We start from the raw sequence: 21,565 nt of genomic DNA on the forward strand, positions 1-21,565 counted from the left end.
GTCTCTATAGAATGGGATTCTGTATAGTCGAGATATCATATGCCGCGTACCAGAGGTAGGTGACGTTAAAATCAAGAATTCCCGCAGATCAGCGTCCATTTTCATACACTTAGAGCAGCACAAAAAAGGACGAGTCTCCTATCGAGACATCGTCCTATTCAAACGGGTATTTAAAAAATGGAAATGGCTCCTGTTAACAGAGCGATCAGTGTTGTAAAAAGGGCGGTTAACACAGTCCATAATAGTGCGTATTTTTGCAAATCACCAATATCTTTGTTCAGCATACTGACAAGAAGTAAGGTTGAGGCCACAAGTGGACTTAGTAAATGGACAGGCTGTCCGATAATAGAGGCGCGCGCAATCTCCACCGGATCAATGCCATAAGCTGCGCCCGCTTCAGCCAAGATTGGCAGCACTCCGAAATAATAAGCATCATTTGAAAGAACAAAAGTAAATGGCATACTCGTCAAAGCGACAATCAGCGGGAAAAATGAGCTGTAGGAATCCGGGATTAAGTAGATCACTAAATGGGCAATCGACTCAACCATTTTTGTCCCCGAAAAGATCCCTGTGAAAATTCCTGCTGCAAACACAAGTGTAATGACCGTTAATGCATTTCCTGCATGCGATAAAATTCGCTCACGCTGGTCTTCAACTTTTGGATAGTTGATCATGAGAGCGATGACAAATCCAATTAAAAAGAGGACAGGAATCGGTACGATATCGAAGACAAGTGTGGTCATGACAGCCATCGTCAGGAAAAAGTTGACCCAAATCAGATTTGGTCTCTTCATATCCTCTACGCCATCCTCAATTGACGCAGCCAATTCAGGAGAGATGGATACCTCTTCTTTGTGCTGAATCTCAGCAATACCAATTCGCTTCCGTTCTTTTTTCCCAAGTACATATGCAGTAAAAAGTATAAAAAGAGCGCCCCCTAACATCGTCGGGAGTAATGGAATAAAAAATTCAGCGGCATCTAATCCAAGCGCAGCGATTGCACGAGTAGCTGGCCCGCCCCAAGGCGTCATACCACTCATAATTCCTAATGATAATAATGAAATCGTTCCTAAAATCAGCGGGTTCATCCCAATTCTTAAGAAAAGTGGCAGCATAGCTGATACTGTAATCATGTACGTTGTTGTCCCATCACCATCTAATGCAACAAGCATAGACAAAATCGCTACCCCAAAAGCAATTTTGACAGGATCGCCTTTCACAATACGTAGAATGAGTTTAATCAAAGGATCAAACAATCCAGCATCCAGCATGACACCGAAGAATAAAATCGCAAATAACAATAAAGCAGCAGATGGTGCAACAGTTTTGAGTCCATCAAGCATCATGTCCCCTAATCCGCTGTTAAATCCACCGATCAATGCAAATATGATCGGTATAACGGTTAAAGCCACCACCGGATGCATTCGTTTTGTCATAATGAGAAATGTAAATGTCAAGACCATCAAGATCCCTAAAATAGCTAGCACTCTATATCCCTCCATCCTCTTCTTTACACGATCAACAAGCACCCCTTGCACTTGCGACCGGAATGTTAGCGCTTTCTATTTCAAGGATATAATAGCTTTTTTTATAATGAAAATATTGATTTTTTCGTTTATTCAATAAATTTCTTTTATAATTAACCTTGCTGACTTCTTAAAAACTCAATAAACGCTTTCACAACCGACAAATGAAGCGAGTCTGGCTGGTACATAAGCCATGTATCTCTTAAAACGGGCTGTCCATCTTTATACGAAAGACCTTTTACAAATAGCTCATCACTTGGTCTGAGGCAAATTTCTGGAACTATGGCATAGCCTAAACCATGCTTCACCATTTCTTTCGATGTATCCTGACGGTCTGTCTCCATTGTCACGAGGGGAGGCATTGTGAACGTTTCCTGCCACCATCTGTTAATCAATCGTTTTAATGAGCTGTCCGTATGATAGTCAATGAGCGGCAGCTTCGGCAGGTCCTTTAGCTGTATTTCTGATTTTGAAATGATACAAAGCCGCTCTTTATCGAGCAAAAACCGTTCTCCATTCCAATCGTAATCTCCTCTTAAAATCCCTAAGTGTACACTGGATGTCCCTAACAGATCCATTACCTTTGTGCTCCAGCCTGTGTTCACCATAAATTGAACATGTGGATACTGCTTAGAAAATTCTCTTAAAATTTCTGGCAGTTTATACTGGGCAAAATTACTTGAGACCCCTAACCGGATCGTTCCTTTGACCTTTTTTTGCATATTGAGCATACCATCTTTCGTTTGCTGGAGCTGTTTGAGCATGTCATTTGCGTATTCAGCCAAGTACTCACCCTCTGACGTAAATTCAATCCCTCGTTTTCTTTTGAAGAAAAGCTTCATATCAAACTCCTCTTCAAGCTGCTTCAATCGATAGCTTAAGGCAGGCTGCGAGACAAATAATTTTTCTGCCGCCTTTGTAATGTTCTTTTCTTCATAAAGTACCTTTAGAAATCGCCAATCCTTTTCATCCATTGTATGCCCTCCTTTTTTACTAATTATAAAATATTTTTATCGATTCCTTTCAAAATAATGTATTTAACTTATTTCTTATTATACTTTACCATTTTGGTTAGATAAACAGTTCATTAAAAATTGAGGGTGAGAGCAATGAGAAAAGTTCCAATCACTATTATGCGAGGCGGTACAAGCAAAGGGGTATTCATTCAAGCAAACGATGCACCATATGAACACGATGAGCTCGAGGCATTTCTTTTAGACATTATGGGCAGTCCTGACCGGCTGCAGGTCGATGGAATCGGCGGCGGTAATTCTTTAACAAGCAAAGTAGCGATCATCGACAAAGCGACTCGTCCAGATGTGGATGTAAACTATACATTTGCACAAGTCAGTATTAATGAAAGATATGTAGACTTTAAAGGAAACTGCGGGAATATCTCATCAGCTGTAGGTCCATATGCCATCATTAAAGGATTTGTTCAAGCGGTTGAGCCCATCACGACTGTACGTATCCTCAATACCAACACGAATAAAATTATTGTGGCAGAGGTAGAAGTCGAAAATGGTGAGGTTAAATTTGAAGGACATGCAGAAATTCCAGGAGTAAAAGGGACTGGTTCTCCCATTTATTTATCTTTTGAGAAACCTGAAGGCGCTGTCACAGGTAAAACCTTTCCGACTGGAAACAAAATTGATACGATTCAAACAAAGTTTGGAGAGATTCCAATCTCGATCGTTGACATTGCAAATCCAATTGCCTTTATCCGTGCCAAAGATATTCATCTAAAAGGAACTGAATTGCCTGAGGAGTTTACAGACGATTTACTGAATGATTTAGAAGAAATTCGTTCCATCGCTGCTGAAATGTGTCTCTTTGCACCAAAAGAAATGGCCACATTACAGTCTCCAGCTGTTCCAAAGCTTGCAATCATAAGCGAGCCTGCTGATTATGTAGATACAAATGGAATCTTGAGACGAGCAGCAGATATGGACATCATCGTTCGTATGCTATCGATGCAAAGACCACACCAAGCACTTGCCATTACCGGCTCTGTCTGCGTGTCAGCAAGCTGCTTTATGGAAGAAACGCTTCCTGCACAGCTTTATCATGGTCAACATGATACGCTTCGAATTGGGCATCCTGCTGGTATTATGCAAACTGAAATTGACGTGTCTCAAAACAGAGTCAAGGTCATTCGAACCGCAAGAGAAATTCTGGACGGGGTGGTCTTTACGAAACAAGACTATATGATTCAGCATCATATTAAAAAAGAAGCTTAAAGCAGACGAGAATATCGTCTGCTCAGATTGTAGAGAAACTCATGTTTTTCTACAATCTTTTTTATTTTTAACGTATGTATGAAGAATGAAATGTATTGAAAAAGGCCTCCCACACACCTAGCCTAGCTTCGCTAGGTGTGTGGCAATCTTCTTCATGTTCTGGCACGCAGCTGTGAGAAGAACTTGCTCACTCACATTCTGTTTTCCCCTCAACCGGCAGTAGCGAAGCCCGTGCAGTTGTTTTGAATCTGCAAAGCTTCGCTCTATTTTTTCTTTTCTTTTTTTATATAGCTCTTTTCCAGAGACAGATAGACGATTTTGTCTGATCTTTTCTTTATGTTCTTCCCACACGTGTCTTGAGATCACTTTTTGATGATTTTTAGATCTTGTACAGCTTTCAAGAAAAGGACACGATGCACATTTTTTAGGATCTGATTTGTAGAACCTATAACCTTTTCGATCAGTTGTCGTATATAAAAGCTTCTCACCATTTGGACATATGTAATGATCATGTTTAGAATCATACTGAAATTTCCACTTCTCAAATAATCCTCTTGTTGGATGAAAACGTCTATGGGCAATAACACCAAAAATATGTCGATCAGATAAACCTTTACAGATTGGTGTTGTTAAATAACCAGAATCAAGGGCAACAGCTTCTACTTGAAAACCAAATCGTGCGATTTGGAGATCTAATCGATCAAGATAGGGAACAGAATCATGGACATTACCGGGCGTGACATGGGCATCAGTGATGATATTGTATTTCATATCTGTTGTACGGTGGTCTAGATAGAAAAAGCCTTCAGGCTTATTTTCACGATAAAGATAGCCACTTTCAGGATCAGTCGTACTTTGGCGAATGTCTTTTTTCGTTTTCACCTCCTCTTTTTCCTTTAAGGGCTTTTTTCCGTGTACCTCTCGATCTTCTTGAACGGCTTCATCTAATTCTTTCATATAGTTCTGAGTATCTTGTTCGATCGTTTTTCTCGTATATTTATGTTTATTGGCATTCGCTTTTAGATGGGTTGAATCGGTAAAAAGGACACGACCTCCAACCATATCGTGATTGATGGCTTGTAGCACAATCTCATCAAAAATATCTTGAAAAATCGTTGTATCTGTAAATCGAGTACGACGATTCCAACTAATGGTGGAATGATGAGGAACGGGGTCATTGATATTCAAACCTAAAAACCATCTATACGCCATGTTATAGTAAATTTCTTTTTCAAGCTGTCTTTCTGAACGGATACCATACAGGTATCCGATAAACATCATTTTGAACAGAATGAGTGGATCAAGAGAAGGGCGACCTTTATTCTCACTATAATATGGTTTTACTTTGTCTATGATAAATGAAAAATCAATGTACTGATCAATTTTACGAAGCAGGTGATCCTCTTCGACCAGTTGATCTAGCAATACAAATTCGGCTTGGTGCTGAGAAGAATTTCTAGTGTGGAACATGAGAAAGACACCTTCCTTTAGTGGGTTTTTCTCTATTATAAAATGAGGAGATGTAAATTTTAAGGAAAAAAATAAAGCTGTCGAGATTTTCTCGACAGCCTGAGCAGACGAGAATATCGTCTGCTTTTTTATTTTTGCATAGGGGCATCAATATCACCGGCAGAATGGGCTTTTATATGTCCTTGGTCATCTTTTAGCTGGAGATGACCATAGCGGTTCACACCGCAGCAAATCCCTTCCTGCCATGTTTGTTTTTCTCGATCTAATGAGATGCGAAGCGGTTGATTCAGACGAAATAATCGTTTGTTGTAGAGGGCAGTAAGTGCTTCAAATCCTTCATTCTGCCAGCGTGTATGGTATTTTTCAAAAGCCACTGCCAGTTCTTTCACAAGCTGATCGGCTTTCACCTCTGAAAGCTCTGATAAGCAAATGGTTTTGTACGGGACATGCTCCGGCTTTGTCTCTACATTGATGCCAACACCGATATAGATGGCGCTGCGGTCCGCTTCAATCAATGTGCCCGATACCTTTGCTTCATTAATGAGAATATCATTTGGCCATTTGATCGCCAGCTGATCCCCAGCTCTCATGAGTGGTTTGAGTACATCATAGATTGCTAGTGCCGTCAGCGGGGCAATCGTTGACTGGGTGGAGAGTTCTGCTGGCGGTAAGACTGTCATGGTCACCGCCACATTCCCTAAAGGTGTTTCCCACGGCCTGCCGAGTCTGCCTCTTCCTGCTGTCTGCTGGCGTGCATAGACAGCAAATGAGGGATTCTCTCCTTTTTGCATAAGCCTTTTTGCTTCATTATTTGTACTATCAATGGTGTCATAACGAAAAATGTCCATGTTTACCCCTTCTTAATAAATTATTCATAACAAATTTCACTATAATTTAGACTGCCAAAAAATCTTGACTAAAAAGAAATAAAGGTATACTCCGTTTTAAAAAAATGCTAATATAAATAGAACACACGTTCCTGTTTATCATATTGTAAAATTTTAGTATAATTATAAATACGTCCTAGGAGGGCTAATTGATGAGAAGTCCATTGTGGTACAAAGTTATGTTACTGTTTTCTGCATATACACCCTTGTTTCTAATATTATTTGTTAAATTTTTCGATTTCAAAAACACTTACTCATTCTTTCTTTATCTTAAAAGGCTACAACTGAATCAGTTATTTAATACTGAGCTTTACAATTATTTGTTATCAATGAGTTCCCTCTTTATGTTTGTAATATCAATTTTATGTTCTCTTTATATTAGATTCGAAATTCAACAGACATTAAAAAAAGAAATTGCAAGAATTGATATACACATTAAAACTATTCATTCTAGAGATAAAGATGTACTAGTATATCTCGTAACATATATTTTACCACTGTTAAGTTTAAGCACAAATACTATAAATGATTTTTTAATTTTTATAATTTTAATAATTTTAATTTTTTGGTTATCTATTTTTAGCGATCTACTATATATAAATCCCTTGCTATTCATTCTTGGAAAACGCCTATACGAAATAGAAAGTACTAATAGAAAGTATCTAATCATTACAGACAAAAATCATACTAGTAATATCAGAATTGGAAAAAAAATCATAAGTTATCGTTTAGATTCAAACGAAATTTTAATCTCAAAGGGGCAAATTGCGGATGATTGATAGACTAACTCAAATAAACAATTATTTAGATACCTTAAGCGCAACACCCAATTTTCAGTTATTTATAATTGGCTCTATACTAAAAGAAGGAACTACCACAATATATGATGATACAGAACCAGCTGAAATATTAACAGACGTTTCTGTTAGGGACTGGGTGTTTACTGGAACTAAAAATATATTGAATACTCTTAAAGAGTATGAACTAATTAATATTAACGATACAGATGAACCTGGAGAGTATTTCAAAAGATATTTACAATTAGATACTCTAAGCCAGCTAGAACAATGGAAAAGTCACATCGAAAACGAAGTTGACCATGAAAATGCTAGAGACTATATAAACAATGATAAATTCAAACCAAAATGTATTATCGCTAAGCTCACAGTACTAGAAGAAGATATTTATTTTATTAAAGTTATAAACGAAAGTGTTTTGTTAAAGAAAAGAACAATTCTTAAATATTTAGCAACACGGGATGGTTATGTTATAGATGAGAACAGGGATAAAAAGTTATTTCTTGATGACCAGTGGGACGGTATTATTTTTAATCAGCATGTTATTTTACTTAAGGAAAACAAGATTTTAAATCTCTTCAGATATTATGAGAAGTTTCGTGAAGCAGCACAAACAGTAGTTAGTCAATTAGAATCTTTAAATTTACTCTCTGGTACTGAAAATTTGAATGAATTTATTCAATCAACTGTTAGCCTTCAGAAAAAACTTGCTAAAGCTGCCACTTATCAAATTGATCAAATTCGTACTGATCGAATCAGCGAGTTAATTAACCAGGGCATGATAAATTTAAATTTAAATTCTGAAGGTAAAATCGAATGCACGACTAAAGAGGAAGCAAGAGTAGTAATTGATGTTCTATTGGATAATTTTGTTGCTTCGTTAATTACTGATGAAAAGTATAGAGTTCATAACAAATCTAAAATTCAATCTTGATGATTATGAGTTGAATATCGAAATGAATAGTTATGGATTGCATTAATCCATAACTATTCTATAACAGGTATGATATATATTTTAAAGTAAAACTATTATAAATGTCTCTTCTCAAATTGATACATTCGAGTTTCGGATAACAATTTAAATTACTTAAATTGATCTAATCCACACATATATTTAGGCTATTTAATGTACAGCTTAAACACCTCTTTTTCTTCCTCTGTAAACGGGACAGATGCGCCTGTGTCTTTACTAATTTGCACCATGGTGACTGAGCCTGTAAAGCAAGGTTCCTGCTGCTCATTTTCTCCTAAATAATGAAGGATGAGTGAGCTTGATCCGACCTTTTCCGGCTTGACATACACACGAAGCCTCTCCCCAATCTCTACCTGCTTGATGTAATCACATTGCAGGTTTGCGACGACTGTCATGGTCTCCCTCACACGTTTCATCCGTTTATCAACAATTCCCGTCTTTTGAAAAAAGGCAATTCGTGCCTCTTCAAAATACACAAAAGGGGTGACATTGTTCATATGGCCAAACATATCCGTTTCTGAAAAACGAACGGTGGTTTCGACATAAAATCGAAAGGATGCCCTCCACTCTTCAAACGGTTCTTCAATATATGACGGCAGTCTCACTTGATCATCTCCTTATTTGGAAACAAAACGCCTCTCCCGTATTGGAAGAGGCGTTTGTTTATATGTTGCATCCAGCCTCTTTAAACACTCATCATGATTGGCAAAGAGGACTGAATGTGATGTTATTCTGCGTGATCGCTTCCGAAGAAGTTACGGAAAGCTTGTAATGTTGTATCTCGGTTTAGTGCTGCAATTGACGTTGTCAGCGGGATTCCTTTCGGACAAGACTGCACACAGTTTTGGGAGTTCCCGCAGTTCGCTAGACCGCCATCACCCATAATTTCTTCTAGACGGTCAGACTTATTCATTGCACCTGTCGGATGTGCGTTAAATAAACGAACTTGTGAAAGCGGTGCAGGGCCCATAAAGGAAGACTTATCATTCACGTTTGGACAAGCTTCAAGGCAGACACCACATGTCATACATTTAGAAAGCTCATACGCCCATTGACGTTTTTTCTCAGGCATTCTTGGTCCAGGTCCAAGGTCATATGTGCCATCGATTGGCACCCATGCTTTGACTTTTTTCAAGGAATTAAACATACGGCTTCTATCAACCTGCAAGTCTCTCACAACAGGGAATGTCTTCATCGGCTGGAGACGGATCGGCTGATCTAACTTGTCAATTAAAGCTGTACATGACTGGCGCGGTGTTCCATTAATGACCATGGAACAAGCTCCACACACCTCTTCAAGACAGTTCATATCCCAGTTGATGGCCGTTGTTTTTTCACCTTTTTTATTGACCGGGTTACGTCTAATTTCCATGAGGGCGGAAATGACGTTCATATTCGGACGGTAAGGGATTTCGAATTCCTCATCATAAGGCTTTCCATCTGCTGTATCTTGACGTGTGATAATGAATTGAATCGTGTTTTTTTCACTCATCTTATTTCTCCACCTTTTTCTTCGAGTAATCTCGTTTACGAGGTGCAATTAACGATACATCGACGTCCTCATAGTGGAATGCAGGCTTTTGATTCTTCCCTTTGAACGTAGCCATCGTTGTTTTTAGGAATTCTTCATCGTGTCTTTCTGGGAATTCCGGTTTATAGTGTGCGCCTCGGCTTTCATTCCGGTTGTATGCCCCGATCGTAATGACTCTTGCCAGCTGAAGCATGTTGTCAAGCTGACGCGTGAAGGCAGCGCCTTGGTTGCTCCATGATGCTGTATCGTTGATGTTGATATGCTTATAGCGCTCCATCAGTTCTTCAATCTTCTGATCTGTTTTTAAGAGTTTGTCATTGTAACGAACCACTGTCACGTTATCCGTCATCCATTCTCCAAGCTCTTTATGAAGCACGTACGCATTTTCTGTGCCATCCATGCTGAGGATGTTGTCCCATTTCTCCTGCTCTTTCTTCACGGCGCTGTCAAATGTTGCAGAAGAGAGGTCTTCCGCAGACTTTTCAAGACCGCTAACGTACTTCACAGCATTTGGTCCTGCGACCATTCCGCCGTAAATCGCAGAAAGCAAGGAGTTCGCTCCAAGTCTGTTTCCGCCGTGCATAGAGTAATCACATTCTCCGGCAGCGAACAAACCTTTGATATTGGTCATTTGATCATAATCCACCCATAATCCGCCCATTGAGTAATGGACAGCAGGGAAAATTTTCATCGGAAGCTTACGAGGGTCATCACCCATGAATTTTTCATAGATTTCAATGATTCCGCCAAGCTTAATATCAAGCTCTTTTGGATCTTTGTGAGAAAGATCAAGGTATACCATGTTCTCTCCGTTGATGCCGAGCTTTTGCTCGACACATACGTCGAAGATTTCACGCGTTGCGATATCACGCGGTACAAGGTTCCCGTATGCTGGGTATTTTTCTTCAAGGAAGTACCAAGGCTTCCCGTCTTTATATGTCCAAACACGTCCGCCTTCACCACGAGCTGATTCACTCATGAGACGAAGCTTGTCATCTCCTGGGATCGCTGTTGGGTGAATTTGAATGAATTCTCCATTTGCATAATGAGCACCTTGCTGATAAACGATTGATGCAGCTGATCCAGTATTAATCATGGAGTTCGTTGATTTACCGAACACGATTCCAGGACCGCCTGTCGCCATGATCACAGCATCTGAACGGAAGGATTCAATTTCCATTGTCGTCAAGTTCTGCGCGACAATGCCTCGGCATACTTCCTCGTCATCTAAAACAGCGCCAAGGAATTCCCAGCCTTCATATTTCGTGACAAGCCCTGCTACTTCATAGCGGCGAACTTGCTCATCCAGTGCGTATAATAGCTGCTGTCCCGTTGTGGCACCAGCAAATGCTGTACGGTGGTGCTGTGTTCCCCCGAAGCGGCGGAAGTCCAGTAATCCCTCTGGTGTTCTGTTAAACATCACACCCATACGATCAAGTAAGTGGATAATGGACGGCGCTGCTTCACACATTGCCTTTACTGGCGGCTGGTTGGCTAAGAAATCTCCGCCATATACTGTGTCATCAAAATGCTCATAAGGTGAATCCCCTTCACCTTTTGTATTCACCGCTCCGTTAATTCCGCCCTGTGCACATACAGAATGCGAACGTTTCACAGGTACGATTGAAAATAATTTAACAGCTGTTCCCGCTTCTGCTGCTTTTATAGTTGCCATGAGACCTGCTAAGCCGCCTCCGACAACGATGATGCTAGAATTACTCATTGTAGCCCCTCTCCCTCTTCTACTAATCTATTTCCTCTTAAACAAAAGCGAAAATTGCTCTTAGCCCTACATATGAAAGCGCTATAAATATACCTAATGTCACATATGTGGAGATTCTTTGTGAGCGTGGTGAAACGGTAATTCCCCAGCTGACAGCAAATGACCACAAGCCATTAGCAAAGTGGAAAATAGTAGATAAAACGCCGACAATATAGAAGCCTAGCATAAATGGAGAGCTTAAAATATTCGCCATCATGTCATAGTTTACTTCAGCTCCAAGCTGAGCTTGAATTCGTGTTTCCCATACGTGCCAAGTGACAAAAATCAATGTGATGATACCTGTAATCCTTTGCAGTCTGAATAACCAGTTTCTTAAGTAACTGAAGCGTGACGTGTTGTTTTGTGCCGTAAAGGCTATGTACACCCCATAAACAGCATGATAGATCAGTGGTAAGAAAATCACGAACAGCTCAAGTGCATATCTGAATGGAAGCTGTTCCATAAAGTGTGCAGCTTTGTTAAACGCCTCTGGTCCATTTGTCGCAAAGTGGTTAATCACTAAGTGCTGTACTAAAAATAGACCGACCGGAATGACGCCAAGCAAAGAATGCAATCTCCGATAAAAAAATTCTTTGTTCCCCGACATTACTTTACCCCCTAGTAAAAAAAGTGCAATTGCTTGAAAATTGTCTTACCCCCGCTTCTTTCAAATGTAAGCACTTTATTCAAATTTATTGACAATTTCATTTTACTCCTATGTCAAAAAAGCGTCAAGAAACCGCGTACATAAATTAAAATTTTCCGAAATTTAAAAGTTTTAAATCAAAATTCGTTTTACTACAATAAGAATTTCTTAGACTTCAGGGAAAACTCTGTCATCATATGCCCACATAAGCTATAATAAATTGTTGAAAGAGGGGAGCCGTACAATGAATAAATTTGAATCTAACTTAGAACAGCTAAAAGAGATTGAAGTCAATGGATTTGCCTACGAGCTGATACGCGAAGTTCTGCTGCCTGACATTCTTGGTCAGGATCATTCATCTATGATGTATTTTGCGGGTAAGCTGCTTGCTCGTAAATTTCCTCAAGAGTCATGGGAGAATATCCCCGAATTTTTCCATGATGCCGGATGGGGGACTCTCACGATGGTCCATTCTAAAAAACAGGAAATTGAGTTTGAGCTCGAAGGTCCACTTGTATCGAATCGACTCACCTATCAAAAAGAGCCATGCTTTCAAATGGAGGCCGGTTTTATTGCTGAACAGATTCAGCTTCTCAATGAGCACGTTGCTGAATCCTATGAGCAAGTGAAAAAGCGTGCTGATAAAGTCATTTTAACCGTTAAATGGGATTTAAGAGACCCTAGCTAACACTGCTTATGAAAGGCGAGGACTTCGCGTCACGCCTTTTTTATATGCCTTCTTCTATCATAGCATACTTAGTGAATGGGTTTATGCACGTGTGTTCCTTTTAATATGCGGCCGATTCAAATATAAAAAAGAGGTGCACTCTTTCATGAGATACACCTCTTTTTATTTTTTAAGAATGAGCAGCTGCGCTCACTTTCGATAATTCAAATGCATCATGCAGGGCTTCCACCGCTTTGACCATATCATCACGGCCAACCACTGTGGAAACTTTGATTTCAGACGTACTGACCATTTTCACTTGTATATCTTTTTCAGCTAACACAGCGAACATTTCAGCAGCTACACCTGGATTTGAGACCATACCAGACCCAACGATGGATACTTTGGCTAATTTGCTTTCTGTCTCAATCTGCTCATAGCCAAGCGCCCCTTTATATTCTTCTAGTACTTCAACTGCTTTGGACAAATCATCCGTTTTCACAGAGAAAGAGATGGAAGTCTGATTTGTGCTTGTGACGGACTGAATGATGATATCAACATTGATATTTTGCTTAGCAAGCGTCGTAAAAATGGTCGATAATGTTGTTAAACCGCTTGAAAGGCCGCACACCGTCACGCGTGTCATCTGATCTTCAAATGCAATTCCTCTTACGACTAAATTTTGTTCCATGGATGATTCCTCCTCAATTAACGTACCCGATTCATTTACAATACTAGAACGGACTTCTAGTGGGACTTGATAATTTTTCGCAAACTCAACGGCTCTCGGATGCAAGACGCCTGCCCCTAAATTGGCCAGCTCGAGCATCTCATCGTATGAAATACCCGCAAGTTTTCGCGCGGACGGTACATAACGCGGATCTGTCGTAAACACACCTGGTACGTCCGTGTATATATCACATTTGTCTGCTTTTAATGCAGCAGCAAGTGCCACAGCCGTCGTATCTGATCCCCCGCGTCCAAGTGTTGTGATATGTAGGTCATCTGCAATTCCTTGGAAGCCTGCTACAACAACGACTTTCCCAGCACTTAGTTCCTCTTTGATTCTTGATTCATCGATGTCCACGATTCTTGCATTTCCGTGCACCTGCTCTGTTTTCATACCAGCCTGCCAGCCTGTAAAGGAAATGGCATCATAGCCTTTTGCTTGCAGCGCCATCGCCAATAATGAAATGGTCACTTGCTCCCCAGTTGTTAGCAGCATATCCATTTCTCTCTTGCTTGGATCATCTGTGAGTTCTTTGGCAAGGTCTACTAGAACATCCGTTGATTTTCCCATCGCCGACACAACCACGACCACATCATGACCTGCCTTACGTTCAGCGATGACTCTCTCTGCGGCTTTGCGAATTTTTTCTGTCGATCCAACAGATGTTCCGCCAAATTTTTGTACAATTAGTCCCATGTCTACCACCCTTTTTCAAAAGATCACGTGTGAGAGAAGAGCAAGAAGCGGCTTTGGAGACTGCCCACTCACTGCAAATAAAAAAAGCAATGAGAGAACAAATCTCCCATTGCTTTGAAATCATCATTAAAAGATGCAAACAATGAGATAGCCCTCCAAGAAATAAATTCTTGACAGCCCTACATTTCTTCAATGTACAGCCAGCGAATAAAATGAGTGGATTTTATTCACTTCGGCGACGCTCCCCTTTCAGCCCTCTTCCTAGATCCCATCGATCTCTGAAGGCCTACTCTTGAAGTTCGCACCTCTATCTTCAACAAACAACACGCTCATTTATTAAATTAGTCACATCTTAACAGACTTTTGGAAAAAGTACAATCTATTTTTTTAATGCCTCCATTAAAAGTTCGGCCGTTTGTTTCGGAATGCCAGCCTCCTGAAAATCTTGGACAGAGGCTTCTTTCATCTTTTTCACAGAGCCAAAATGTTTGAGGAGCTGTTTTTTTCGCTTTTCTCCAATACCTGGTACATCATCTAAAATAGACTGGAATGCATTTTTTCCGCGCAGCTGCCGGTGAAAGCTAATGGCAAACCGGTGCACTTCATCTTGAATACGCTGCAATAAATAAAAGGCCTGACTGTTACGCTCTAGCGCAACAATTTCAAGTGTATCACCCATCATGAGATTCGATGTCCGATGTTTTTCATCTTTCACAAGACCTGCCACTGGAACAGACAGATTCAATTCATTTTCGAGCACGTCTATGGCTGCGTTGATCTGTCCTTTTCCTCCGTCAATTAAAATTAAATCTGGCAGCGGCAGCTCATCTTTTAACACGCGTGTATATCGTCTTCTGATAACTTCACGCATGGATGCATAATCATCTGGTCCTGCGACAGTTTTGATTTTATATTTCCGGTATTCCTTTTTATATGGCTTCCCGTCCTGAAAGACAACCATGGCGGAAACAGGATCTGCTCCTTGAATATTTGAGTTATCAAATGCCTCGATCCGGTATGGCATATAAATATTAAGTGCGTCCCCGAGCTGCTTCACCGCTCCAATTGTCCGTTCTTCATCGCGCTCAATGAGCGAGAATTTTTCTTTCAGGGCGATTTTGGCGTTTTGGTGTGCAAGTAAAAGTAAATCCTTTTTCTTTCCTTTTTTCGGCTGGTGAACGTTCGTCTCAAGCAACTGCTCGATCATCTCTTGATCTACGCTGTCTGGCACCAAAATTTCTTTCGGCAGGAAGTGGTTGTTTTTTTCATAAAATTGCCCTAAAAATGTAAGGAATTCTTCCTCGGGGTCTTGATACATAGGGAACAAGCTGACATCACGTTCAATCAATTTCCCCTGTCTGATGAAGAAGACTTGGACACACATCCAGCCCTTATCATAGGCATAGGCAAATACATCTCGATCTGATAAGTCACTCATCGTCATTTTCTGCTTTTCCATTGTTGAGTCGATGTAAGCGATTTGATCTCTCAGTTCTTTTGCCCGCTCAAACTCTAATTGTTCGGACGCTTCCTGCATCTTTTCGGTTAGTTCTTTCTTGATTTGCTGGTGCCCTCCATTAAGAAACCTGGTGATTTCATCCACGAGCTGTTTATTCGTTTCTTCAGAAATGTCATACACACATGGTGCGAGACATTGTCCAAGATGATAATAAAGACAGACACGATCAGGGAGTGTCGCACATTTTCTTAGAGGATATAAGCGGTCAAGCAGCTTTTTGGTTTCTCTTGCTGCTTGTACGTTAGGGTATGGACCGAAGTATCTCCCTTTATCCTTTTTCACATTGCGGGTGACGATCAGCTTAGGATGCCGTTCATTCGTAATTTTAATAAAAGGATACGTCTTATCATCCTTGAGCATAACATTGTATTTTGGGTCATACTTTTTAATTAAATTCAGCTCTAAAATCAGTGCCTCAATGTTAGATGAGGTCACAATGTATTCAAAGTCCGCAATTTCACTGACAAGCCGCTGCGTTTTGGCATCATGAGATCCAGTGAAATAAGAGCGCACTCTATTTTTTAATACCTTTGCCTTCCCCACGTAGATGACCGTATTTTGTCTATCTTTCATTAAGTAACAGCCTGGTCGATCAGGCAGGACTGACAGCTTTTCTTTGATCAGTTTGTTCATATTTTCATCCGTCCTTGTTTTCCTCTTTCACTCCTTCTAGTGTATCACGAACATTTGTTTTATACCATATTGAAAGAAAAGCGGCTCTCGTCTATACGAGAACCGCTTCAGTGGTCATACCGCAATGGCATGGTTGTGTTTATAGATGTTTGTTGACAAGCTCAGCTAGTGCTTCTTTTGGTTTGAAACCAACAGACGTTTCTACGACTTCACCGTCTTTTAAAACAAGAAGTGTTGGGATACTCATGACGCCGTATTTACCAGCAGTTTCTTGGTTATCGTCTACATCAATTTTTACAATTTTCATTTTATCGCCCATTTCTTGATCAAGTTCTTCAAGAACTGGAGCAATCATTTTACAAGGTCCGCACCATGGTGCCCAAAAGTCTGCAAGAACAACACCTTCTGCCGTTTCTTGTGAAAATGTTGCGTCAGTAGCTTTTACGATTGCCATTATTCATTCCTCCAATGTAAATTATGCTTTTTAGTATAGCATCTACCAATGTGACTTGCGAATGAAATGCTTACGAATCATTTTTTATGAAATGAATTAAAAAACAAACCGTATAATCGCACCAATAACAACAATCGCACCGATGATCATCAGAATGGTTCTAAGCATATGACATAACTCCCTTTCCGCTTCATTTACAATGTATGATGCCCCAACATTCTTCTCATCAAACATCAAAATATGCAATCAAGTCAGATCGACAGTCATCATGACAACCGACATAGGCGGGAGATCTATGGTTAATTCGCCGGGCTTTACAGCAAATTTCTCGAAGTTCGCAGGCTGAATGGAATGAGGATCATCGAATGTATTGTGCGCATTCATCCGTTCAGCTGTCAGCACGCGGCCAGTGGCAGTCGTTTGTGGATCAATCCCATCTATTGCAAGGGATACCTCTGCTTTTTCATAAGGGTTCAGGTGACAGAAACTAATATGCATCTTGTCAGAGGAACGTGAGGCTGACACGCTGACCTGAGGAATTTTTTCACCTCGGCGTTCATACGGCGGTGAATCAAACTCCACTTCAAGTGCTTCTTCCTCCTGATGCACTTGAAACATATGAAATACATGATAGGTAGGGGTCAGGATCATCTTTTCGTCCTTCGTTAACACCATCGCTTGCAGGACATTGACCGTCTGGGCAATATTCGCCATGTGAATCCGCTGGCAATGACGGTGGAATATATGAAAATGCAGGGCACAGACAAGGGCGTCTCTCAGTGTGTTTTGCTGATATAAAAACCCTGGATTGGTCCCTGGCTCTGGGTCATACCATGTCCCCCATTCATCAATAATCATCCCGATTCGCTTGTCTGGATCATAACGATCCATGATCTTTCCATGATCCATGACAAGCTGCTCCATCTCATAGGCCTTTTTCAACGTTGTAAACCATTCATCCTCATCAAAATCAGTCGCAGACCCTTTCTTCTCCCATGTACCAGGAACGGTATAGTAATGCAAACTGAGCCCATCCATCCATGGTGCAGCCCGTTCCATTAATACTTTTGTCCAATTCACATCATTTGAATTCGCTCCACAAGCTATTTTATAAATACGGTTACCAGCAAACTCTCTCACATACGTTTGATAGCGTTTATATAGGTCTGCATAGTATTCAGGTGTCATATTCCCGCCGCAGCCCCAGCTTTCATTGCCTACGCCAACATAAGTCAGCTTCCAAGGTTTTTGTTTTCCATTTTGAATGCGCCAATCGGACATAGGTGTCCCCTTAGGAAATGTGATGTATTCTACCCATTCCGCTAATTCTTGAACAGACCCGCTTCCAACATTGCCGCAAATATAAGGCTCACATTCAAGTAACTCACACAATCGCATAAATTCATGTGTGCCAAACGCATTTGATTCAATGGTACCTCCCCAATGAGTGTTCACCATCGGCTTTCGTTCACTCAGATCGCCAACGCCATTTGCCCAATGATACTCGTCTGCAAAACAGCCGCCCGGCCACCTAAGCACCGGGATATGTAATGCTTGAAGCGCCTTTAGCACATCGGTTCGAATTCCTTCAATATGGTCAATTGATGAGTCTTCTCCTACCCAAATCCCGTCATAAATTCCTCTTCCTAAGTGCTCTTGAAAGTGTCCATAAATGTGTTTAGAAATGCGTCCGATCACGTCATTGACTTTTACTGTACCCTTCACTTGTCATCCGCCCCTTTGTCTCATAATGACATACAAAAAAACCCAGAATACCTAGGCATTCTGAGTGTATGAGCGTTACGAGTGGATATTCATCTTTTTTAACTCTTCATTCAAAAGTGGAACCACTTCGAACAAGTCACCAACAATTCCGTAATCGGCGATTTTGAAGATTTCAGCTTCTGGATCTTTGTTAATCGCCACAATGACTTTACTGTTAGACATTCCGGCTAAATGCTGAATCGCGCCTGAAATCCCGCAGGCAATATAAAGGTCAGGTGTGACGACCTTACCGGTTTGACCAATTTGCAGGGCATAATCACAGTAGTCTGCATCGCAAGCTCCACGCGAGGCACCGACTGCTGCGCCTAGCGTTTGGGCGAGTTCTTTCAGCGGTTCAAAACCTTCTTTGCTCTTGACCCCCCGCCCTCCAGCGACAATAACTTTTGCTTCGGATAAGTCTACACCTTCTGACGTTTTTTTAATGACTTCCTTCACGATCGTTCGCAGGTTCTGAATATCGACAGAAACTGGAGTGACTTCTCCGCCTCGTGACGCATCTCGCTCCAGCGGTGCCACGTTGTTTGGCCGAATGGTCGCCAAAAGTAGGCGATCCGTCGAGATGACTTTTTCGAAGGCTTTTCCAGAGTAAATCGGTCTAGTGAAAACGAGATGTTCTCCGGTAACGCTGACATCGATCGCATCTGAAATCAAGCCTGTCTGCAGGCGTGCTGCTATTTTGGGTGACAAGTCTTTTCCGATAGACGTATGGCCAAAGAGCACTGCATCCGGATTGACTTGATCTAATATGGCTTGAAGCGCCTGCGCAAAACCATCTGACGTATAATATGAAAGGTGCGGATGTTCCACTATCATGACATGATCCGCTCCATAGTAAAGCAGTTCATCGGCTTGTTCTTTGACTTGATCCCCTATTAATACGCCAATGACCTCACCGCCATCAGCCACTTGATGAGCGGCAGCAATCGCTTCAAATGTCACATTTCTTAATTTACCGTCACGACTTTCTCCAAGTACAACAACTTTTTTACTCATCTTTCAAGCTCCCCCTTGTTCTCGTGATATCGTAAAGTGGATGTTTAGATGACTTTTGCTTCATTTCTTAGTAGATCTGTCAGTTCTTTGACTTGATCCTGAAGCTCACCGCTCAGCACCTTGCCACCCTCTTTTTTCTCCGGTAAGAAACGTTCAATTGTTTTGATTTTATATGGCACATCGTCTTCATCGAGATCTAAATCATCTAGTTCCAATTCTTCTAGAGGCTTTTTCTTTGCCTTCATAATGCCTGGTAATGATGGATAACGAGGCTCATTAAGACCTTGCTGCGCTGTGACAACAAGCGGGAGCTGGGCGGAAATCACTTCCACGTCACCCTCTGCATCTCGTTCAATTGAAGCGGAATCACCATCAATTTGAATGCTTGTAATCGTTGTGACATATGAAAACCCAAGTAATTCAGCAAGGCGCGGGGCAACCTGTCCAGACCCGCCGTCAATCGCCACATTTCCTGCTAAGATCAAGGAAGCATCTTTTTCCTTGAAATAGTGATATAGAATGGTAGAAGCTGAATATTGATCCCACTCTTCCAAGTCATCTTCAACATTTAACAAAACGGCCTGATCGCAGCCCATAGCAAGCGCTGTTCTCAGCTGTTTCTCCGCATCCTCGCTGCTCACTGTGACAACGGTCACTTCTCCTCCGTGCTCATCCCGAAGCTGAATCGCTTCTTCTATTGCATACTCGTCATAAGGATTAATAATGAATTCTGCCCCATCTTCTTGAATTGCACCAGACTGAATGGAAATCTTCTCTTCCGTGTCAAACGTACGCTTCATCAAAACAAATATATTCATTCATTTCTCCCCCTTGTGTCGTACTAATCCCTTATTCCCCTTTAAAGTTCGGTTTGCGCTTTTCGATAAAGGCTTGGATGCCTTCTTTGGCGTCATTTGATTGGAATACCTCACCAAACTTTTTGGCTTCCAGCTTCATTCCGCCATCATATGAGTACACTTTTGCCGCATTCAATAACTCAAGCACATACTCGAGCGTTTTAGGGCTTTTCGCTGCAAATTTCATCGCAAGTGTTTTGGCTGTATCCAGCGCTTCTTCCTCTGTTTCTGCAAGCTTTGAAACAAGCCCGCAGGCAAGTGCCTCTTTTCCTGTAATCGGCTCAGCTGTTCCCATCATTTCAAGTGCTTTAGCAGACCCAACATAGCGAGGCAGGCGCTGCGTGCCGCCGAATCCTGGAATGATGCCGAGGTTTAGTTCCGGCAGCCCAAGCTTCGCCTCTTTTGTTGCAATTCGAATATCACATGACATCGCCAGCTCAAGACCTCCGCCTAGTGCTGCTCCGTGAATAGAGGCAATGACTGGTTTTGGACATTGCTCAATTCGTTCAAAGACTTGCTGTCCTCTGTCTGCAAGACTCGCATAATCTGACTCTTTCTGTAAGGTCGTAAATTCTTTAATATCAGCACCTGCTGAAAAGAACCTGCCTTCTCCGTGGATCACAATGGCTCTCACTTCTTCGTTTTGTTCGAGCTGGTCAAACATATCATTGAGCTCAGTGAGAAGCTGAGAAGATAAGGCGTTTGCAGGTGGATGTTGAATCGTGATGAGCGCTATTTGTTCTTCTTGATGTAAGCTGAGTATCTTTTCCATGTCAATCATCCTTTTTCAATTGTCTTTAAGATTGATGTATTCCGTTTAAAAGAAGATCATGTACGTTTTCTGCAAGTGCAGTCAGATCATACTTTTGATCATTCATGACCCATGTTGTAGCGGTTTCATCAATCGTCCCAAATACCATTTGTCTCGCTAAGCGAACATCCAAATCTTGTCTGAATTCTCCTGTTTTCTTTCCCTCTGTTAAAATCGTCTCGAGCATATTTAAATACCCTTTCAGCACCTCATTGATTTTTTGCCGCAGCTCAAGGTTTGACTGCCTGAGTTCAAGCTGTGTCACAAGAGCCAAATGATGATCTTGCGAAAGCAGGCGAAAGTGCTCCTGAATCAGCAGAAGAAGTTTTTCTTTGGCAGACGGTTTCTTTTGAATATCTGTTTCCATCCGTTCGATGAATTGTCCCATTTTTTCTTTGAATAATGAGATCAGAATATCCTCTTTGTTTTTGAAATAGAGATAAATCGTTCCGTCTGCTACCCCTGCTTGTTTGGCAATCTTTGAAACTTGTGATTGATGATAGCCGTTCTCTGCAATCACCACAACTGCTGCATCAATAATTTGCATGTACTTCGGTCTTTTCTGCTTCAATGTGCTTCGTCCCTTTC

At 41.2% G+C, this 21,565-nt stretch carries 19 protein-coding genes and 1 riboswitch; of the genes, 3 read left to right on the forward strand and 16 right to left on the reverse strand.

Going from position 1 to position 21,565, the window contains the following annotated elements; all coding sequences use genetic code 11:
• Positions 1-170: 170 nt before the first annotated feature.
• Positions 171-1,487: a CitMHS family transporter gene (locus NPA43_RS12520; RefSeq protein ID WP_099726943.1), complete on the reverse strand. Its 1,317-nt coding sequence runs from the start codon at positions 1,485-1,487 to the stop codon at positions 171-173.
• 152 nt (positions 1,488-1,639) lie between these two features.
• A complete protein-coding gene (locus NPA43_RS12525) occupies positions 1,640-2,500 on the reverse strand; it encodes a LysR family transcriptional regulator (protein ID WP_099726942.1) in 861 nt (286 codons plus the stop codon).
• Between the two features lie 135 nt (positions 2,501-2,635).
• Here NPA43_RS12525 and NPA43_RS12530 point away from each other — a divergent pair, with 135 nt between their 5' ends.
• Positions 2,636-3,766 carry a 2-methylaconitate cis-trans isomerase PrpF family protein gene (locus NPA43_RS12530; RefSeq protein ID WP_099726941.1) on the forward strand — a complete coding sequence of 377 codons (1,131 nt, stop codon included), beginning with the start codon at positions 2,636-2,638 and terminating at the stop codon, positions 3,764-3,766.
• 117 nt (positions 3,767-3,883) lie between these two features.
• On the opposite strand, the gene NPA43_RS12535 is transcribed toward NPA43_RS12530, so the two are convergent.
• Entirely contained in the window at positions 3,884-5,236 is a 1,353-nt protein-coding gene (locus NPA43_RS12535) for an IS1182 family transposase (protein WP_256498879.1), read from the reverse strand.
• A 128-nt stretch (positions 5,237-5,364) separates the two neighbouring features.
• Entirely contained in the window at positions 5,365-6,084 is a 720-nt protein-coding gene (locus NPA43_RS12540; RefSeq protein ID WP_256498880.1) for a biotin--[acetyl-CoA-carboxylase] ligase, read from the reverse strand.
• Positions 6,085-6,894: 810 nt separating this feature from the next.
• Between NPA43_RS12540 and NPA43_RS12545 the strand changes: the two genes are divergently transcribed.
• A complete protein-coding gene (locus tag NPA43_RS12545) occupies positions 6,895-7,854 on the forward strand; it encodes a Kiwa anti-phage protein KwaB-like domain-containing protein (protein ID WP_256498881.1) in 960 nt (319 codons plus the stop codon).
• A 185-nt stretch (positions 7,855-8,039) separates the two neighbouring features.
• Here NPA43_RS12545 and NPA43_RS12550 read toward each other — a convergent pair whose 3' ends face one another.
• The 4 genes from NPA43_RS12550 to NPA43_RS12565 all read right to left on the reverse strand — a co-directional run bounded on the left by NPA43_RS12550 (position 8,040) and on the right by NPA43_RS12565 (position 11,793).
• Positions 8,040-8,498, reverse strand: coding sequence for an acyl-CoA thioesterase (locus NPA43_RS12550; RefSeq protein WP_256498882.1), 459 nt, complete (start codon positions 8,496-8,498; stop codon positions 8,040-8,042).
• Between the two features lie 122 nt (positions 8,499-8,620).
• Positions 8,621-9,385 (reverse strand): succinate dehydrogenase iron-sulfur subunit, encoded by a 765-nt coding sequence (sdhB, locus tag NPA43_RS12555; RefSeq protein ID WP_099726939.1) that lies wholly within the window; start codon positions 9,383-9,385, stop codon positions 8,621-8,623.
• Position 9,386: 1 nt separating this feature from the next.
• Positions 9,387-11,147, reverse strand: coding sequence for a succinate dehydrogenase flavoprotein subunit (gene sdhA / locus NPA43_RS12560; protein ID WP_099726938.1), 1,761 nt, complete (start codon positions 11,145-11,147; stop codon positions 9,387-9,389).
• A 37-nt stretch (positions 11,148-11,184) separates the two neighbouring features.
• Positions 11,185-11,793 carry a succinate dehydrogenase cytochrome b558 subunit gene (locus NPA43_RS12565; RefSeq protein WP_007501622.1) on the reverse strand — a complete coding sequence of 203 codons (609 nt, stop codon included), beginning with the start codon at positions 11,791-11,793 and terminating at the stop codon, positions 11,185-11,187.
• 283 nt (positions 11,794-12,076) lie between these two features.
• Here NPA43_RS12565 and NPA43_RS12570 point away from each other — a divergent pair, with 283 nt between their 5' ends.
• Positions 12,077-12,520 carry a YslB family protein gene (locus NPA43_RS12570; RefSeq protein ID WP_099726937.1) on the forward strand — a complete coding sequence of 148 codons (444 nt, stop codon included), beginning with the start codon at positions 12,077-12,079 and terminating at the stop codon, positions 12,518-12,520.
• Between the two features lie 169 nt (positions 12,521-12,689).
• Here the strand turns inward: NPA43_RS12570 and NPA43_RS12575 are convergent, their stop codons facing one another.
• The 8 genes from NPA43_RS12575 to NPA43_RS12610 all read right to left on the reverse strand — a co-directional run bounded on the left by NPA43_RS12575 (position 12,690) and on the right by NPA43_RS12610 (position 21,548).
• Entirely contained in the window at positions 12,690-13,925 is a 1,236-nt protein-coding gene (locus NPA43_RS12575; RefSeq protein WP_249704982.1) for an aspartate kinase, read from the reverse strand.
• A gap of 140 nt (positions 13,926-14,065) precedes the next feature.
• Positions 14,066-14,243: riboswitch (Lysine riboswitch) on the reverse strand.
• 61 nt (positions 14,244-14,304) lie between these two features.
• On the reverse strand, positions 14,305-16,077 hold the full coding sequence (gene uvrC / locus NPA43_RS12580) for an excinuclease ABC subunit UvrC (RefSeq protein WP_256498883.1): 1,773 nt from the start codon (positions 16,075-16,077) through the stop codon (positions 14,305-14,307).
• Between the two features lie 139 nt (positions 16,078-16,216).
• Complete coding sequence (gene trxA / locus NPA43_RS12585) at positions 16,217-16,531, reverse strand: thioredoxin (protein ID WP_007501629.1); 315 nt, start codon at positions 16,529-16,531, stop codon at positions 16,217-16,219.
• A 246-nt stretch (positions 16,532-16,777) separates the two neighbouring features.
• The gene (locus NPA43_RS12590) at positions 16,778-18,256 is read right to left on the reverse strand and encodes an alpha-N-arabinofuranosidase (protein ID WP_256498885.1); all 1,479 of its coding nucleotides are present in this window, start codon (positions 18,254-18,256) and stop codon (positions 16,778-16,780) included.
• A gap of 75 nt (positions 18,257-18,331) precedes the next feature.
• Positions 18,332-19,309 carry an electron transfer flavoprotein subunit alpha/FixB family protein gene (locus NPA43_RS12595; RefSeq protein ID WP_249704979.1) on the reverse strand — a complete coding sequence of 326 codons (978 nt, stop codon included), beginning with the start codon at positions 19,307-19,309 and terminating at the stop codon, positions 18,332-18,334.
• A gap of 44 nt (positions 19,310-19,353) precedes the next feature.
• Positions 19,354-20,127: an electron transfer flavoprotein subunit beta/FixA family protein gene (locus tag NPA43_RS12600; protein WP_249704978.1), complete on the reverse strand. Its 774-nt coding sequence runs from the start codon at positions 20,125-20,127 to the stop codon at positions 19,354-19,356.
• A gap of 31 nt (positions 20,128-20,158) precedes the next feature.
• On the reverse strand, positions 20,159-20,938 hold the full coding sequence (locus NPA43_RS12605) for an enoyl-CoA hydratase (RefSeq protein ID WP_249704977.1): 780 nt from the start codon (positions 20,936-20,938) through the stop codon (positions 20,159-20,161).
• Between the two features lie 25 nt (positions 20,939-20,963).
• Positions 20,964-21,548, reverse strand: coding sequence for a fatty acid metabolism transcriptional regulator FadR (locus NPA43_RS12610; protein ID WP_099726930.1), 585 nt, complete (start codon positions 21,546-21,548; stop codon positions 20,964-20,966).
• Positions 21,549-21,565 lie beyond the last annotated feature (17 nt).

Source organism: Bacillus pumilus, assembly GCF_024498355.1.
GTDB classification, from domain to species: Bacteria; Bacillota; Bacilli; order Bacillales; family Bacillaceae; genus Bacillus; species Bacillus pumilus_P.